This is a genomic window from Pseudomonas sp. 8O, from assembly GCF_902506495.1.
Taxonomy (GTDB): domain Bacteria; phylum Pseudomonadota; class Gammaproteobacteria; order Pseudomonadales; family Pseudomonadaceae; genus Aquipseudomonas; species Aquipseudomonas chaetocerotis.
This window is the reverse complement of sequence record NZ_LR733264.1, coordinates 1,519,654-1,536,350: the sequence shown is the minus strand read 5'-3', so window position 1 is coordinate 1,536,350 and position 16,697 is coordinate 1,519,654. Positions and strand designations below refer to the sequence as shown.

Sequence of the window (16,697 nt, the reverse complement as noted above, 5' to 3'; positions counted from 1 at the left end):
GCCGGCCACTTGGGTATGAGGTGAAGCTATGTTGAATCGAGAGCTCGAAGTCACCCTCAATCTGGCTTTCAAGGAGGCCCGTGCCAAGCGTCATGAATTCATGACGGTCGAGCACCTGCTGCTCGCCTTGCTGGATAATGAAGCGGCGGCCAGCGTTTTAAGGGCCTGTGGGGCCAACCTCGACAAGCTGCGCCATGATTTGCAGGAGTTCATCGACTCCACCACGCCGCTGATTCCTCAGCATGATGAGGACCGCGAAACGCAGCCAACGCTTGGCTTCCAGCGCGTCCTGCAGCGTGCGGTATTCCATGTGCAGAGCTCCGGCAAGCGTGAAGTGACCGGCGCCAACGTGCTTGTCGCGATCTTCAGCGAGCAGGAAAGCCAGGCCGTGTTCCTGCTCAAGCAGCAGAGCGTGGCCCGTATCGATGTGGTCAACTACATCGCCCACGGTATCTCCAAGGTGCCTGGGCATGGCGATCAGCACGAAAATGATCAGGACATGCAGGATGATGAGGGCGGCGAGTCATCCGCTTCTGGCAATCCGCTGGATGCCTACGCCAGCAACCTCAACGAGTTGGCTCGTCAGGGGCGTATCGATCCACTGGTCGGTCGCGAGCATGAGGTCGAGCGCGTTGCGCAGATTCTCGCTCGCCGGCGCAAGAACAACCCACTGTTGGTAGGTGAGGCCGGTGTTGGCAAGACAGCCATCGCTGAAGGCCTGGCCAAGCGCATCGTCGACGAGCAGGTGCCTGACCTGCTGGCTGATAGCGTGGTGTATTCGCTGGATCTCGGTGCGCTGCTGGCGGGTACCAAGTACCGTGGTGACTTCGAGAAGCGCTTCAAGGCGCTGCTCAACGAGCTGCGCAAAAGGCCGCATGCCATCCTCTTCATCGACGAGATTCACACCATCATCGGTGCGGGTGCTGCATCGGGCGGCGTGATGGATGCATCCAACCTGCTCAAACCAATGCTGTCGTCTGGTGAGATTCGCTGCATAGGTTCGACCACCTTCCAGGAGTTTCGCGGCATCTTCGAGAAGGACCGCGCGCTGGCACGGCGCTTCCAGAAAGTCGACGTGGTCGAGCCTTCGGTGGAGGATACCGTGGGTATTCTCAGGGGGCTCAAGGCGCGCTTCGAGCAGCACCATCACATCGAATACAGCGACGAAGCCCTGCGTGCAGCGGCCGAGTTGGCTGCGCGCTACATCAACGACCGCCACATGCCGGACAAGGCTATCGACGTGATCGACGAGGCGGGGGCTTACCAGCGCCTGCAGCCGGAAGAAAAGCGTGTGGCGCGTATCGAGGTGGCGCAGGTCGAGGACATCGTCGCCAAGATCGCGCGGATTCCGCCGAAGCACGTGTCCAGCTCCGACAAGGAGCTGCTGCGTAATCTGGAGCGCGATCTGAAACTCACGGTATTCGGTCAGGATGCCGCTATCGATTCGCTGGCTACCGCGATCAAACTGTCTCGTGCGGGCCTCAAGGCGCCGGACAAGCCGGTCGGCTCCTTCCTGTTCGCCGGCCCTACTGGTGTGGGCAAGACCGAGGCCGCACGGCAGTTGGCCAAGGCCATGGGTATCGAACTGGTGCGTTTCGACATGTCCGAGTACATGGAGCGCCACACCGTGTCGCGCCTGATCGGTGCGCCCCCCGGTTACGTAGGTTTCGACCAGGGCGGCCTGCTGACCGAGGCGATCACCAAGCAGCCGCACTGCGTATTGCTGCTCGATGAAATCGAGAAAGCGCACCCGGAAGTCTTCAACCTGCTGCTGCAGGTCATGGACCACGGCACGCTGACTGACAACAACGGGCGCAAGGCGGACTTCCGCAACGTGATCCTGATCATGACCACCAACGCTGGTGCGGAAACCGCCTCGCGTGCGTCGATCGGTTTCACTCAGCAGGATCACTCCACCGATGCCATGGAAGTCATCAAGAAGAGCTTCACGCCGGAGTTCCGCAACCGCCTGGATACCATCATCCAGTTCGGCCGCCTGAGTCACGAGACCATCAAGAGCATTGTCGACAAGTTCCTCACCGAACTGCAGGCACAGCTGGAAGACAAGCGTGTCACGCTGGAAGTCAGTGATGCGGCGCGTGGCTGGCTGGCCGAGCGTGGTTACGATGTGATGATGGGCGCGCGGCCGATGGCGCGTTTGATTCAGGACAAGATCAAGCGTCCGCTGGCAGAGGAGATCCTCTTTGGCGAACTGGCCGAGCATGGCGGTGTGGTACACATCGACGTCAAGGATGGTGAGCCCAGCTTCGAGTTCGAGACGGCGGCAGAGGTCGCCTGATCGAATGGCCTCAGGTTCACTGAAAGCCTTGATGGCTTTCAGTGAATCAACGAAAACGCCCGGCATATGCCGGGCGTTTTCGTTTGGTGCTTGGCTTAACGGGCGCGGTAGGTGATGCGGCCCTTGCTCAAGTCATAAGGTGTCAGCTCAACGCGCACCTTGTCACCAGTGAGAATGCGGATGTAGTTCTTGCGCATCTTGCCGGAGATGTGCGCGGTAACGACGTGCCCGTTTTCCAACTCCACGCGGAACATGGTGTTGGGCAGGGTGTCGACGACAGTGCCTTCCATTTCGAAGCTGTCTTCTTTCGACATGCAGTAAAGCCCTCGGTATCCAGGAAATGGCCCGGTGCAACTGGCGCCAGGCAAAAGCGGCGTGCATTGTGCCCGAAAACAGGGGGCTGCGCCAAGTGGCTTGGAGTGTCGAGCTGGCTGGGGTGGTGGCAGAGGGGCTAGGTGAGCAGTGTCCAGCGCTGATTGACGAAGAGTTCGATGGGGCGGTACTGGGTCTTGTAGTTCATCTTGCGACAATTCTTGATCCAGTAGCCGAGGTAGACGGCCTCCAGTCCCAGGCGCTCGGCTTCGCCAATTTGCCAGAGGATGGCGAATCGCCCCAGGCTGCGGCGTTCTTCGGTGGGGTCATAGAAGGTATAAACCGCCGACAGGCCGTTTGGCAGAACGTCAGTGACTGCGATGGCGACCAGTCTGCCCTGCAGACGAAACTCATAGAAACGTGAGAACGGCAGGTCGCGAATCAGAAAGGTCGAGAACTGGTCGCGGCTCGGTGGGTACATGTCACCGTCAGCGTGGCGCTGCTCGATATAGACCACGTAGAGATCGTAATACTCTTCAGTGAATGCCGGGCGCACACAGCGAACGACGATGTCTTCATTGCGTTTGAGGATGCGTCGCTGCTGGCGGTTAGGTGTGAAGCGTGCAGCAGGAATGCGCGCAGGAATGCAGGCGCTGCACTGCTGGCAATGTGGTCGGTAGAGGTGGTCGCCGCTGCGGCGAAAGCCCATTTCCGAAAGTTCTGCATAAACCAGCACATCCATGGGCTGGCTGGGGTCAAGAAACAGGGTGGTGGCCTGTTCTTCCGGCAGATAGCTGCATGGATGGGGTTGAGTGGCATAGAACTTCAGGCGGGCCAGCTCGGTCATGGCGGTGTCTCGGGGAAGCCTGATAAAGAGTGTATGCCAGGCTGCGAAGATCGACTAGGCGAGCCAGTCTGCACTGGAAGCCAGATCAAGATGACGCTGCAGATACTCGGCGAAGCTGGCGCGCGGTATGGCCCTGGCGCCGAAGCTGTGCAGGTGCTGCGTGGGCATCTGGCAGTCGATGAGGACGAAGCCCCAGTCTCGCAGCTTGCCGACCAGGGTGGCGAAACCGACCTTGGAGGCGTTGTCGGTGCGACTGAACATCGATTCACCAAAAAACAATTGCCCCATCGCCAGACCGTAAAGTCCGCCGACCAACTCGTCTCCACTCCAAACTTCCACGGAGTGGGCGATACCGCGCTGATGCAGCTGCAGGTAAGCCTCCTGCATGTCGCGAGTAATCCAGGTCCCATCAGCGTAAATGCGTGGCTCGGCGCAGGCCTGTATGACAGCGGCGAAGTCCTGGTCGAAGGTAACGCGATAGCGCTGCTGGCGCAGCAGTTTGGCCAGGCTGCGGGAAACATGCAGCTCATCAGGGAACAGAACGGTGCGCGGATCGGGCGACCACCAGAGAATCGGCTGGCCATCCTGAAACCAGGGGAAGCAGCCGTGCCGATAGGCGCTGATCAGGCGGTCGGCGCTCAGGTCGCCGCCGGCAGCCAGCAGGCCGTTGGGTTCACGCATGGCTTTTGCCAGTGGCGGAAACTGCAGTGAGTCACGTTGCAGCCAGGTCAGCATGTGCGCTTGTCCAGCGGGAGAGGGTAGGGCGAGCTGTGACGCTCGCCCTTGTCCATCAATTGCCGTCGAGAAACTTTTCGACATCCAGCGCGGCCATGCAGCCTGCGCCTGCCGAGGTGATGGCCTGGCGGTAGATGTGGTCGGCCACGTCGCCAGCGGCGAACACACCTTCGATGCTGGTGGCAGTGGCATTGCCTTCGCTGCCGCCCTTGATCTTCAGGTAGCCGTCATGCATGTCCAGCTGGCCGACGAACAGCTCGGTGTTGGGCTTGTGGCCGATTGCGATGAACACGCCAGCCAGATCCAGCTCCTTGGTGCTGCCGTCCATGGTGCTTTTCAGGCGCATACCGGTCACGCCGGTCTGGTCGCCCAGCACTTCGTCCAGGGTGTGGTTCCAGTGCAGGCGCATGTTGCCGTTCTCGACCTTGTCGAACAGTTTGTCCTGCAGGATCTTCTCCGAGCGCAGTTTGTCGCGACGGTGCACCAGGTGCACTTCCTTGGCGATGTTCGACAGGTACAGCGCCTCTTCCACAGCGGTGTTGCCGCCACCGATCACGGCGACCACCTGGTTGCGATAGAAGAAGCCATCGCAGGTGGCGCAGGCGGAGACGCCCTTGCCGGAGAAGGCCTCTTCCGACGGCAGGCCAAGGTACTGGGCGCTGGCGCCGGTAGCGATGATCAGGGCATCGCAGCTATAGGTGCCACTGTCGCCCTTGAGCACGAAGGGGCGGCTCTGCAACTCGGCGGTATGGATGTGGTCGTAGAGGATCTCGGTGTCGAAGCGTTCAGCGTGCTTCTGCATGCGCTCCATCAGGGCCGGGCCGGTGAGGCCTTCGACGTCGCCCGGCCAGTTGTCCACTTCGGTGGTGGTGGTGAGCTGACCGCCAGGCTGGATGCCGGTGATGACCACGGGCTTGAGATTGGCGCGCGCAGCATAAACGGCGGCGCTGTAACCGGCAGGGCCGGAACCCAGGATGATCAGGCGGGAATGCTTGACTTCGCTCATAAAAAACCCCCATAAGCCTTTGTCACAAAAGAGAATGCGTGCTCCAATTGAGCCGCATGGAAGCTGCTGGCGGCTATGCTACACCGAAGCGGGGTGGGTGCGGGAGCTTGGCAATTGGCCTGGGCGTCAGGCTGGCCCTACAATAGGCCGCTTCGCGGTTAACCATCAGATGGACGCGCCAAGGGCGCAGGAAATGGCTGTTTTGAAGAATTCCACCACCCAGATTACCGACTGGCGTCAGAAGCTTCAGTATCGACTGAAGGAAGGCGCATTGATCGCCCTGGGCGCTCTGTGCCTGTACCTGCTGATGGCACTGTTGACCTATAACGTCGCCGACCCGGCCTGGGACAACAGTGTGCAGGTCGAGCGCATCATCAACGCCGGCGGCAGCATTGGCGCCTGGCTCTCCAGCGCACTGTTCGGCGCGCTGGGTTACTTCGCCTACATCTTCCCGCTCCTGCTGGCCGCCAAGACCTGGCAGGTGTTTCGCACCCGCAATCAACCCTGGCACTGGAACGGCTGGCTGTTTTCCTGGCACAGCATCGGCCTGGTCTTCCTGATTCTTTCCGGGGCTGCGCTTGGCGATATTCATTTTGCAGCGGCCGCCGGTATGCAGGGGTCCGGTGGCGGCATGCTCGGTGCCAGCCTGGGCGATCTGGCCGTGCATGCGTTGAACGTGCAGGGCAGCACGCTGTTATTCCTGGCGCTGTTCCTGTTCGGTCTGACTGTGTTCACCGACCTGTCCTGGTTCCGCGTGATGGATCTGACCGGCAAGATCACCCTCGACCTGATCGAGCTGATTCATAGCGCCATCACTGGCTGGTGGAATGCCCGTAGCGAGCGCAAACAGATGAAGATTCAGCTGCGCGAGCTGGACGAACGGGTCACCGAGGTGGCTGCGCCAGTGGTGTCGGATCGTCGTGAACAGGCCAAGGTCAAGGAGCGTCTGCTCGAACGCGAAGAGTCGCTGAGCAAGCACATGAGCGAGCGCGAGAAACGTCCAGCGCCGGTAATTGCGCCGCCGCCAGTGGCCAAGGCGCCAGAGCCGAGCAAGCGCGTGCAGAAGGAAAAGCAGGCGCCACTGTTCGTCGACAGCGCGGTGGAAGGCACCTTGCCGCCGATTTCCCTGCTCGACCCGGCGGAGGCCAAGAAGGTCGAGTACTCGCCTGAGTCGCTCAAGGGCGTCGGCCACCTTCTGGAAATCAAGCTCAAGGAGTTCGGTGTCGAGGTCGCGGTGGACTCGATCCATCCGGGCCCGGTGATCACGCGCTACGAAATCCAGCCGGCCGCCGGGGTCAAGGTCAGCCGCATTGCCAACCTGGCCAAGGACCTGGCGCGTTCGCTGGCGGTGACCAGCGTGCGGGTCGTGGAGGTCATTCCGGGCAAGACCACTGTCGGTATCGAGATTCCCAACGAGAACCGCCAGATCGTGCGTTTCTCGGAAGTGCTGTCGACGCCTGAATACGACGATGCCAAGTCGCCAGTGACCCTGGCGCTGGGGCATGACATTGGCGGCAAGCCGGTTATCACCGATCTGGCCAAGATGCCGCACCTACTGGTGGCTGGTACCACCGGTTCCGGTAAGTCGGTGGGCGTGAATGCGATGATTCTGTCGATTCTGTTCAAGTCGAGCCCGGAAGACGCCAAACTGATCATGATCGACCCGAAAATGCTCGAGTTGTCGATCTACGAAGGCATTCCGCACCTGCTTTGCCCGGTTGTCACCGACATGAAGGAAGCGGCCAACGCCCTGCGTTGGAGCGTTGCCGAGATGGAGCGGCGCTACAAGCTGATGTCGAAAATGGGCGTGCGCAACCTGGCGGGCTTCAACCGCAAGGTCAAGGATGCCATCGAGGCTGGCGAGCCGTTGTCCGATCCGCTGTTCCGCCGCGAAAACATGGACGACGAAGCGCCGCTGCTCAAGCCGCTGCCGACCATCGTGGTGGTAGTCGACGAATTCGCTGACATGATGATGATCGTCGGCAAGAAGGTTGAAGAGCTGATCGCTCGTATCGCCCAGAAGGCGCGTGCGGCGGGTATTCACCTGATTCTCGCCACCCAGCGCCCATCCGTGGACGTTATCACGGGTCTGATCAAGGCCAACATCCCGACCCGTATGGCGTTCCAGGTGTCGAGTAAGATCGACTCGCGCACCATCATCGACCAGGGTGGCGCCGAGCAGCTGCTCGGTCACGGTGACATGCTCTACATGCCGCCGGGTACCAGCTTGCCCATTCGTGTTCACGGCGCCTTCGTCTCGGACGATGAAGTGCATCGCGTGGTCGAAGCCTGGAAGCTGCGCGGTGCGCCGGATTACAACGAAGACATTCTCGCCGGCGCCGAAGAGGGTGGCGGCAGCTTCGAAGGTGGGAGTGGTGAAGGCGGCGAGGGCAGCGAGGAAGACCCGTTGTACGACGAAGCGGTCAACTTCGTGCTGGAAAGCCGTCGCGCTTCCATTTCCGCCGTACAGCGCAAGCTGAAGATCGGCTACAACCGTGCCGCGCGGATGATCGAGGCGATGGAATTGGCTGGCGTGGTCAGCTCGATGAATACCAACGGATCTCGCGAGGTGCTTGCACCCGGTTCATCCCGCGACTGAGTGTTACGCCTCGTGGATAAACCGCTGAATTCGCGGTCTACAGGATTCACGGCAGCCAAGGGGCTGCCGAGCAGTGCGAGGTACGGAGTCGCCTCGCCATTCTCATACGGACTCAAGGGGTTTATATGCGTGTTATTCGCCTGCTGATGCTGGCTGCTTTGAGCTTTACCCTGCTGACCGCCCAGGCTGATGAAGAGGCGGCCACCAAGCGCTTGAGCGAATTGCTCAGCCAGGCGCAAACCATCAGTGCGCGCTTCTCTCAGCTGACCCTCGACGCCAGCGGCACTCAACTGCAGGAAACCGCAGGGCAACTGGCGCTCAAGCGTCCGGGCATGTTCCGTTGGCACACCGACCAGCCCATGGAGCAATTGCTGGTTTCCAATGGCGAGAAGGTCTGGCTTTACGATCCGGATCTGGAGCAGGTCACCATTCAGACGCTCGATCAGCGCCTGACCCACACCCCGGCGTTGTTGCTCTCCGGCGATGTCTCGCAGATTCGCGAAAACTTCGAGATCGACTACAAGGAAGGCGGTAGTGTGGTCGACTTCATTCTCAAGCCCAAGGCCAAGGACAGCTTGTTCGACAGCCTGCGCCTGTCGTTCCGCAATCGCGTCCTCAACGACATGCAACTGATCGACAGCATTGGCCAGCGCACCAACATCCTTTTCCTGAATGTGAAGATGAACGAGCCGGTCGAAGACCATCTGTTCACCTTCGACATTCCGGAAGGCGCGGACGTCATCCAGGAGTAAGGCGTGGATCTGTTCGGTCGCCAACCCGTCGCGCAGCCTTTGGCTGCGCGTTTACGTGCTACCAGCCTGGACGAATACGTCGGACAGGAGCACGTGCTGGCGCCGGGCAAGCCGTTGCGTGAGGCGCTGGAGCAGGGGGCGCTGCACTCGATGATCTTCTGGGGGCCGCCAGGGGTGGGCAAGACCACCCTGGCGCGGCTGCTGGCCAAGGTCACAGACGCGCATTTCGAAACCATCTCCGCCGTGCTATCCGGGGTCAAGGAGATTCGTCAGGCGGTCGAGGTCGCCCAGCAGCACGCTGCGCAATATGGTCGTCGCACGATTCTCTTCGTCGACGAAGTGCATCGCTTCAACAAGAGCCAGCAGGACGCCTTCCTGCCCTACGTGGAAGACGGCACGCTGATTTTCATCGGTGCCACCACCGAGAACCCTTCATTCGAGCTGAACAATGCACTGCTGTCGCGTGCGCGTGTCTACGTGCTCAAGAGCCTCGACGAAGGCGCCATGCGCAAGCTGGTCAATCGCGCGTTAACCGACCCGAAAGGCCTGGGCGAACGTCATCTCGGCCTGCCAGACGAGGCTTTTAAGATTCTTCTGGCCGCTGCCGATGGCGACGGCCGTCGCTTGCTCAACTTTCTCGAGAACGCCGCCGATCTGGCCGAGGACAATGGCGAGATCGGCGTGGAGTTGCTGCAGAACCTGCTGGGCGACAGCCGGCGCCGTTTCGACAAGGGCGGCGAAGCCTTCTACGACCAGATTTCCGCGCTGCACAAGTCGGTGCGCGGTTCCAGCCCGGACGGCGCACTTTACTGGTACGCGCGCATGCTCGACGGTGGCTGCGACCCGCTGTACATCGCCCGCCGTGTGGTGCGCATGGCCAGCGAGGACATCGGCAACGCCGATCCGCGCGCACTGACCTTGTGCCTCAATGCCTGGGACGTGCAGGAGCGCCTGGGCAGTCCGGAAGGCGAGTTGGCCGTCGCCCAGGCCATCGTCTATCTGGCCTGCGCACCGAAGAGCAACGCGGTGTACACGGCCTTCAAGGCTGCCATGCGTGATGCCGCTGAGCAGGGCTCGCAGGAAGTACCGCTGCACCTGCGCAACGCGCCGACCAAGCTGATGAAGCAGCTCGGTTACGGCGATGAATACCGCTACGCCCATGATGAGCCGGATGCTTACGCCGCAGGTGAGGATTATTTTCCGGAGAGTCTGCAGCCGCGTCAGTATTACGACCCGGTGCCACGCGGCCTGGAGTTGAAGATTCGCGACAAATTGCAACATCTGCGTAGTCTGGACGCCGATAGTCCTAAGCAGAGGAGAACGTGATGATTCGTGTGGCGCTTGCCGTAGCTGTGGGGGGCGCGGCTGGTTCGGTTATGCGCTTTCTGGTTGCCAGCTGGGTAGCGGGCAACTGGCCCCGGCATTTCTATCTGGGCACCTTTGCGGTAAACATCATCGGTTGCCTGCTGATTGGTCTGCTGTCCGGTCTGTTCCTTACCCGTAGCGACCTGCCGCTGGAGCTACGGACCGGACTGATCACTGGTGTTCTGGGGGGCTTCACCACTTTTTCGTCTTTCAGTCTGGAAATCATGAAACTGATGGAGGGCGGTCGCGCCCCTGAAGCGCTCGGTTACCTGGCGCTCAGTATCATGGGGGGGCTGCTGGCCGCCTGGGCTGGTCTGAGCCTGGCCCGATTGGCATCCTGACCCGCTAAGGCTTTACACTCGGCAACCCGCGTCACGCTGGTGGCCGCCATTTTTTTCGTCGATGTATTGAGACCCGAACATGCTCGATTCCAAACTTGTCCGCACGCAACTCACCGAAATCGCCGAGCGCCTCGCCACCCGTGGCTTTGCCCTCGACGTCGCCCGCTTCGAGGCCCTGGAGAGTCAGCGCAAGTCGGTGCAGGTACGCACCGAGCAACTGCAGGCCGAGCGCAACAGCCGTTCCAAGTCCATCGGCCAGGCCAAGGCGCGTGGCGAAGATATCGCTCCGTTGCTGGCGGAAGTCGATCAGATGGGTAGCGACCTGGAAGCCGGCAAGCGCGAGCTGGACGCGATCCAGAACGAGCTGGACAACCTGCTGCTGAACATCCCCAACCTGCCGCACGAGTCCGTGCCGGTCGGCGCGGATGAAGACGACAACGTCGAGGTGGCGCGCTGGGGCACTCCGCGCAGCTTCGATTTCGAGATCAAGGACCACGTCGCGCTGGGCGAGCAACACGGCTGGCTGGACTTCGAGACCGCCGCCAAGCTTTCCGGGGCACGCTTTGCTCTGTTGCGCGGCCCCATCGCCCGCCTGCATCGCGCCCTGGCGCAGTTCATGATCAACCTGCACACCGGCGAGCACGGTTACGAAGAGGCCTACACGCCGTACTTGGTCCAAGCTCCGGCGTTGCAGGGCACCGGTCAGTTGCCGAAGTTCGAGGAAGACCTGTTCAAGATTGGCCGTGAAGACCAGGCCGATCTGTACCTGATCCCGACTGCCGAGGTCTCGCTGACCAATATCGTCGCCGGTGAAATTCTCGATGCCAAACAGCTGCCGCTGAAGTTCGTCGCCCACACGCCGTGCTTCCGCAGTGAGGCGGGTGCATCCGGTCGCGATACGCGCGGCATGATCCGCCAGCACCAGTTCGACAAGGTCGAGATGGTGCAGATCGTCGAGCCGTCCCAGTCCTTCGAGGCCCTGGAAGGCATGACCGCAAACGCCGAGCGCGTGCTGCAACTGCTGGAGCTGCCGTATCGCAAGCTGGCCCTGTGCACCGGTGATATGGGCTTCTCCGCAGTGAAGACTTATGACCTGGAAGTCTGGGTGCCGAGCCAGGACAAGTACCGTGAGATTTCTTCCTGCTCCAACTGCGGCGACTTCCAGGCGCGCCGCATGCAGGCGCGCTACCGCAACCCGGAAACCGGCAAGCCGGAGCTGCTGCATACGCTCAACGGCTCCGGCCTGGCGGTCGGCCGTACCTTGGTGGCGGTACTGGAGAATTACCAGCAGGCCGACGGCAGTATCCGCGTGCCCGAGGTTCTGAAGCCTTATATGGGCGGCATCGAAGTGATCGGCTGAGCCGGTACTAAAGCGGGGTAGTGCGGCTGCCCCGTTTACAGGCGGCGCGCCTGGCGATGGGCGTAGGGTGCGCTGTGCGCACCAAGGTCTTTCAGCCTGGTTCGGTGCGCATGGCGCACCCTACGAGCCCGTCGTTCGCCTTCCCACCTCATTCGAGGCTGATTTATGCAATTCCTTCCGCTGTTCCACAAGCTGCAGGGTCGTCTGGTACTGGTGATTGGCGGTGGTGAGGTCGCGCTGCGCAAGGCGCGCCTGCTAAGCGACGCTGGTGCTGTTTTGCGCGTGGTCGCCCCGGAGATCCGTGGCGAGCTGCAGGAGCTGGCCGGCCCTGGCGGCATCTTCCTGCGTGGCTACGCGAGCAGCGATTTGCAGGGTGTTGCCCTGGTCATTGCCGCGACTGATGACGTGCCGCTCAATGCACAGATTTCCACCGAGGCCCAGGCGTTGGGCATTCCCGTCAACGTGGTGGATGCGCCGGCGCTATGCAGCGTGATCTTTCCGGCCATCGTCGATCGTTCGCCCTTGATCGTCGCGGTCAGCAGTGGCGGCGACGCACCGGTGCTGGCACGGCTGATCCGCGCCAAGATCGAAACCTGGATTCCGGCTACCTACGGCCAATTGGCCAATCTGGGCAAGCGCTTCCGTGAGCGGGTCAAGCAGCTGTTTCCCGATGTGCAGCAGCGCCGCGTGTTCTGGGAAGACGTCTTCCAGGGGCAGATCGCCGAGAGCGTGTTTGCCGGCAAGCCGGAGGAGGGCGAGCGCTTGCTGGAGGAGCGTCTGGCTGGCGCGGCGCCACGTGCGCTGGGCGAGGTCTATCTGGTCGGTGCCGGGCCGGGCGATCCCGATCTGCTGACGTTCCGCGCCCTGCGTCTGATGCAGCAAGCCGATGTGGTGTTGTACGACCGCCTGGTAGCGCCCGCCATCATCGAGCTGTGTCGTCGTGATGCTGAGCGTATCTATGTCGGCAAGCGCCGCTCCGATCACGCCGTGCCGCAGGAGCAGATCAACCAGTTGCTGATCGACCTGGCCCGCCAGGGCAAGCGTGTGCTGCGTCTGAAGGGCGGCGATCCGTTCATCTTCGGTCGTGGTGGTGAGGAGATCGAGCAACTGGCGGCGGAAGATATTCCCTTCCAGGTCGTGCCGGGCATCACCGCTGCGTCCGGTTGTGCGGCCTATGCTGGCATCCCGTTGACCCACCGCGATCATGCGCAGTCAGTGCGTTTCGTCACCGGTCACCTCAAGGACGGTAGCAGCAACCTGCCGTGGCAAGACCTGGTGGCACCAGGGCAAACACTGGTGTTCTACATGGGATTGGTTGGCCTGCCGGGAATCTGCGAGCAGCTGATCGCTCACGGCCGTTCAGGCACTACGCCTGCGGCACTTGTGCAGCAAGGCACCACGCAGAATCAGCGGGTATTCACCGGTACCCTGGAGACTCTGCCGCAGCTGGTGGCCGAGCACGACGTGCATGCGCCCACGCTGGTAATCGTCGGGGAGGTGGTCACCCTGCGTGACAAGCTGGCCTGGTTCGAAGGCGCCCAGAACCGCATCTGACGCGTTGTGGCTGAAGCCTCGTTATCGGGCTTCAGCCATCATCCGCCGTCACTCTAGTGCTGAAACACACCTTTACCCGGCAGGTGCTTGCGATCATGCGCGCGAGTGAAATCCTGCTGCGGCCCTTTGGGCACCACGCCAGTCGGGTTGATGGTGGCGTGGCTGGCATAGTAGTGCGATTTGATGTGGGTGAAGTCCACCGTCTCGGCGATGCCTGGCCACTGATAGAGCTCGCGCAGCCAGTTGGACAGGTTCGGGTAGTCCTCGATACGTCGCAGGTTGCATTTGAAATGCCCGTGATAGACGGCATCGAAGCGAATCAGCGTCGTGAAGAGGCGAATGTCCGCTTCTGTCATGTATTCGCCGGCCAGATAGCGATTCTCTCCCAACAGCGCATCCAGTTCATCGAGCATGGCGAACAGCTCGTCGAAGGCCTCTTCATAAGCTTCCTGGGTGGTGGCAAAGCCTGCGCGGTAAACGCCATTGTTCACCGCCGGATAGATGCGCTCGTTGAGCTGGTCGATACGCTCACGCAGCGACTCGGGGTAGAAGTCCAGGCCGTTGCCGGTGAGGCTATCGAATGCGCTGTTGAACATGCGGATGATTTCCGCCGATTCGTTACTGACGATACCGCCAGTCTGCTTGTCCCATAGCACGGGCACAGTGACGCGGCCGGTGTAATGACGATCATCGGCGGTGTAGCGCTGATGCATGAAGCTCAGGTTGTCGAGGTGGTCACCGCTGGAGCCGAAGTTGCGGTCGAAGGTCCAGCCCTGTTCGCGCATCAGCCAGCTCACCACCGATACATCGATCAGCGATTCGAGGCCTTTGAGCTGGCGCAGGAGCAGGGTGCGGTGAGCCCAGGGGCAGGCCAGCGAGACGTACAGGTGATAACGCCCAGCCTCTGCTTTGAAGCCGCCGTCGCCATTTGACCCGGCGCTGCCGTCGGCGGTTACCCAGTTGCGGCGTTGTGCGCTTTCGCGCTGGAAGCGGCCGCTGTCGCCGGTGTCGTACCACTGGTCGTGCCAGCGTCCATCAATCAACAAGCCCATGACGTTTGCCTCCGTTTTGAGTGAATCCGGAGTCTAACGTCATGAACTCGATTGGACGGTGGAAAAAGCTGGCTTAAATAATCGGCAGGTTAGATTGAAGGCGTGCATCCCAGTATTGCCTGGCCTGCTGGAACGCCTCTTCACGGCCCAGGCCCAGGCCACGCAATGCGACGGCCATGGTGGCGATCACTGCCAGGCGACCGTATGCGTCATCATGCTCGCCGCGCCAGAATGCGCCCAGCACGGCCGGGTCGAGTCGTTCGGGTTTGACATGGCGTTGTGCCGACAGCGCAGGCCATTCTTCGTCCCAGTCCTCGCCATCGAGGGTGCCGTAGAGATGGCACACACCGTCCGGGTTGACCTCGATCTCGCCGCCTTCGCCCTTGATCACGATGGCGTGGTCACCCAACAGGCGACTGGCTTCGCGGTGCACGGCCTGATAGCCGGGGTGGAAGATGCTCTGCAGTCCGCAGCGGGCGCTGAGCGGGTTGATCACTCGAGCAAGGGAATGGATGGGCGAGCGCAGGCCCAGGGTGTTACGCAGGTCGATCATGCGTTGCAGCGCCGGCAGCCAGCTGCCCAGGTAGCTGAAGGCCAGGTTGTGCTTGTCGAGCGCTGCTTTCACTGCCTGCCAGTCGTCGCAGCCAGGGATATCCAGTTGCTCCAGCAACTGCTCGATATACAGACGGCCTGCGGTATGGGCGCCGCCTCCGTGCATGAAGATGCGCACGCCGTTGGCGGCCAGCGCCTTGGCAGCCAGCAGATACCAGGGCAGGTGGCGTTTCTTGCCGGCATAGCTGGGCCAGTCCAGGTCGACCTCGATGGCGGGGGCAGAGAGCCTGGAGCGGATGGCTTCGGTGAAGCCGGCAAGTTCCTCGGCGCTTTCTTCCTTGTGCCGCAGCAACATCAGAAAGGCGCCGAGCTGGGTGTCCTCGACCTTGCCATCGAGCAACATGCCCATGGCTTCGCGGGCTTCCTCACGAGTCAGGCCGCGCGCACCGCGCTTGCCCTTGCCGAGAATGCGCACGAATTGGGCGAAGGGGTGTTCGGCGGGCGTGATCAGGTTCATAGGCAATTGGTCGGTTTCGGCAGGCCGGCTAGCTTGGCGGCGAGTTTGGCGGGCGTGCCCTTGAACAGGCGATTGAGGTGCAGGCTGTTGCCTTTGTCCGTGCCCAGTTTCAGGGCGGCGTACTTGATCAGCGGACGGTTGGCCGGCGATAGCTGAAACTCGGCGTAGAAGGCTCGCAGCAGTTCGAGAACTTCCCAGTGCTCGTCACTCAGCTGCAACGCTTCCGCTGCGGCCAGCGCCTCGGCTACGGGGCGTGACCAATCCTGCAAGTCGATCAGGTAGCCGTCCTTGTCCAGCGCAATTTCACGTCCGGCGACGTTGAGCGTGCTCATAACCAGCTGTTGACCTTGGCGTAGCGGGTGCATAGCTCGACGAACCCTGGATAGTCCACGACCTGTGCGCGCTCGGGCGCCTGCATGCCGCGGGCGGTGAGGTCTTCGTCCAGGGCATAGAGCGCAACGCTGGCGGGCATCAGTTGCAGCGCCTGCAGGTTGGCTGTGCCGGGTTGTAGCGCGTAGACCGCATCGCCGCTGAGCAGTATGGCATCAGCAGCGCCCAGCAGGCGCAGGCAGCTGGCCAGGCGGCTATCGGCAAACGGTGAATGGGAAAGCATGTGCAGGGTGGCCATCAGAGGGTGATCACCTGGTCATAATGATCGAGTAGGGTGGTCAGCGCGCTGTCGTCCAGTCGCTCTACCGCCAGGTTCAGTTCGGCATCGCTCAGGCCGCGCTCGGCCAGGCTGCGCTGGCTGGCGTACAGACGTTCTACTCCGAACATCGGCAGAGCCTGTAGATTCGCGCCAAGGTCTTTCTGCTGTAGCGCACCCGGTTGCTGGGCCTTGCTCAGCTGGAATACGCCGTCGTCGAGAAACAGCATGCCGATTGGCAGGTCGAAGGCGCCGCCGGCCAGGGCGATATCCAGCGCTTCGCGAGCGCCGGGGCCACTCCAGGGGGCTTGACGGCTGATGATCAGCAGGGACTTGCTCACTATTGGCCTCCGAAGCAGATCAGTCGGTCGGCCTGTTGCGCCGCTTCATGTAGTTGGCCTAACCCGGATAGCTCCCAGGGAGCTCCGAGGTTGGCAGCCGGCCTGGCATAGCGCTGTGCTTCTTCGGTATTGAGCACGCCGCGACGCAGGGCAGCGGCAATACAGACCACGGCGTCCAGCCCGTTGGTGCTGACGAACTCGCGCCACTCCATGGGTAGATCCAGCTCGTCCTGAGGGCTGACCACGTTGCTGGCAGCGCTGTGCACGCCGTCCTGATAGAAGAACAGGCGAACGATTTCGTGGCCGCCGGCCAATGTCGCCTGGGCAAAGCGCAGGGCGCGGCGAGAGGCCGGCAGATGAGGAGCGGCGAACAGGGCAATGGCAAACTTCATGGGGCGTCCAACGAGGCAAACTGTGCC

17 protein-coding genes are annotated in these 16,697 nt (G+C 61.7%); 7 read left to right on the top strand and 10 right to left on the bottom strand.

Annotation, left to right across the window (positions count from 1 at the left end; all coding sequences use genetic code 11):
* Positions 1-28: 28 nt before the first annotated feature.
* Positions 29-2,299 carry an ATP-dependent Clp protease ATP-binding subunit ClpA gene (gene clpA, locus GV002_RS09845; protein ID WP_074678625.1) on the top strand — a complete coding sequence of 757 codons (2,271 nt, stop codon included), beginning with the start codon at positions 29-31 and terminating at the stop codon, positions 2,297-2,299.
* 95 nt (positions 2,300-2,394) lie between these two features.
* Here the strand turns inward: clpA and infA are convergent, their stop codons facing one another.
* The 4 genes from infA to trxB all read right to left on the bottom strand — a co-directional run bounded on the left by infA (position 2,395) and on the right by trxB (position 5,199).
* On the bottom strand, positions 2,395-2,613 hold the full coding sequence (gene infA / locus GV002_RS09840; RefSeq protein WP_002553999.1) for a translation initiation factor IF-1: 219 nt from the start codon (positions 2,611-2,613) through the stop codon (positions 2,395-2,397).
* A gap of 137 nt (positions 2,614-2,750) precedes the next feature.
* Positions 2,751-3,458 (bottom strand): arginyltransferase, encoded by a 708-nt coding sequence (locus GV002_RS09835; protein ID WP_160018115.1) that lies wholly within the window; start codon positions 3,456-3,458, stop codon positions 2,751-2,753.
* Positions 3,459-3,512: 54 nt separating this feature from the next.
* Complete coding sequence (aat, locus tag GV002_RS09830; protein WP_160018114.1) at positions 3,513-4,193, bottom strand: leucyl/phenylalanyl-tRNA--protein transferase; 681 nt, start codon at positions 4,191-4,193, stop codon at positions 3,513-3,515.
* A 55-nt stretch (positions 4,194-4,248) separates the two neighbouring features.
* The gene (gene trxB / locus GV002_RS09825) at positions 4,249-5,199 is read right to left on the bottom strand and encodes a thioredoxin-disulfide reductase (protein WP_160018113.1); all 951 of its coding nucleotides are present in this window, start codon (positions 5,197-5,199) and stop codon (positions 4,249-4,251) included.
* A gap of 193 nt (positions 5,200-5,392) precedes the next feature.
* Between trxB and ftsK the strand changes: the two genes are divergently transcribed.
* The 6 genes from ftsK (at position 5,393) to cysG (ending at position 13,170) form a co-directional block, all read left to right on the top strand.
* Positions 5,393-7,798: a DNA translocase FtsK gene (ftsK, locus tag GV002_RS09820; protein WP_372241821.1), complete on the top strand. Its 2,406-nt coding sequence runs from the start codon at positions 5,393-5,395 to the stop codon at positions 7,796-7,798.
* A gap of 125 nt (positions 7,799-7,923) precedes the next feature.
* On the top strand, positions 7,924-8,550 hold the full coding sequence (gene lolA, locus GV002_RS09815; protein ID WP_017677060.1) for an outer membrane lipoprotein chaperone LolA: 627 nt from the start codon (positions 7,924-7,926) through the stop codon (positions 8,548-8,550).
* A 3-nt stretch (positions 8,551-8,553) separates the two neighbouring features.
* Complete coding sequence (locus tag GV002_RS09810; protein WP_160018111.1) at positions 8,554-9,876, top strand: replication-associated recombination protein A; 1,323 nt, start codon at positions 8,554-8,556, stop codon at positions 9,874-9,876.
* Positions 9,876-10,256 (top strand): fluoride efflux transporter CrcB, encoded by a 381-nt coding sequence (gene crcB / locus GV002_RS09805; RefSeq protein ID WP_160018110.1) that lies wholly within the window; start codon positions 9,876-9,878, stop codon positions 10,254-10,256. The genes GV002_RS09810 and crcB overlap by 1 nt, the downstream gene beginning before the upstream one ends.
* Before the next feature lie 79 nt (positions 10,257-10,335).
* Entirely contained in the window at positions 10,336-11,616 is a 1,281-nt protein-coding gene (gene serS, locus GV002_RS09800) for a serine--tRNA ligase (RefSeq protein ID WP_160018109.1), read from the top strand.
* A gap of 165 nt (positions 11,617-11,781) precedes the next feature.
* Entirely contained in the window at positions 11,782-13,170 is a 1,389-nt protein-coding gene (cysG, locus tag GV002_RS09795) for a siroheme synthase CysG (RefSeq protein WP_160018108.1), read from the top strand.
* A 53-nt stretch (positions 13,171-13,223) separates the two neighbouring features.
* On the opposite strand, the gene GV002_RS09790 is transcribed toward cysG, so the two are convergent.
* From GV002_RS09790 to tusD, 6 genes are all read right to left on the bottom strand, one after another.
* Positions 13,224-14,222, bottom strand: coding sequence for a glutathione S-transferase family protein (locus GV002_RS09790; protein ID WP_160018107.1), 999 nt, complete (start codon positions 14,220-14,222; stop codon positions 13,224-13,226).
* Between the two features lie 73 nt (positions 14,223-14,295).
* Positions 14,296-15,291, bottom strand: a complete 996-nt coding sequence (locus tag GV002_RS09785) for a glycosyl transferase family protein (protein ID WP_160018106.1) — start codon at positions 15,289-15,291, stop codon at positions 14,296-14,298.
* A complete protein-coding gene (locus GV002_RS09780) occupies positions 15,288-15,623 on the bottom strand; it encodes a TusE/DsrC/DsvC family sulfur relay protein (RefSeq protein ID WP_160018105.1) in 336 nt (111 codons plus the stop codon). The genes GV002_RS09785 and GV002_RS09780 overlap by 4 nt, the downstream gene beginning before the upstream one ends.
* Positions 15,620-15,919 (bottom strand): sulfurtransferase complex subunit TusB, encoded by a 300-nt coding sequence (tusB, locus tag GV002_RS09775; RefSeq protein WP_160018104.1) that lies wholly within the window; start codon positions 15,917-15,919, stop codon positions 15,620-15,622. Before tusB ends, GV002_RS09780 begins: the two co-directional genes overlap by 4 nt.
* Positions 15,919-16,278, bottom strand: a complete 360-nt coding sequence (gene tusC / locus GV002_RS09770; RefSeq protein ID WP_160018103.1) for a sulfurtransferase complex subunit TusC — start codon at positions 16,276-16,278, stop codon at positions 15,919-15,921. The genes tusB and tusC overlap by 1 nt, the downstream gene beginning before the upstream one ends.
* Positions 16,278-16,670 (bottom strand): sulfurtransferase complex subunit TusD, encoded by a 393-nt coding sequence (gene tusD, locus GV002_RS09765; RefSeq protein ID WP_160018102.1) that lies wholly within the window; start codon positions 16,668-16,670, stop codon positions 16,278-16,280. Before tusD ends, tusC begins: the two co-directional genes overlap by 1 nt.
* Positions 16,671-16,697 lie beyond the last annotated feature (27 nt).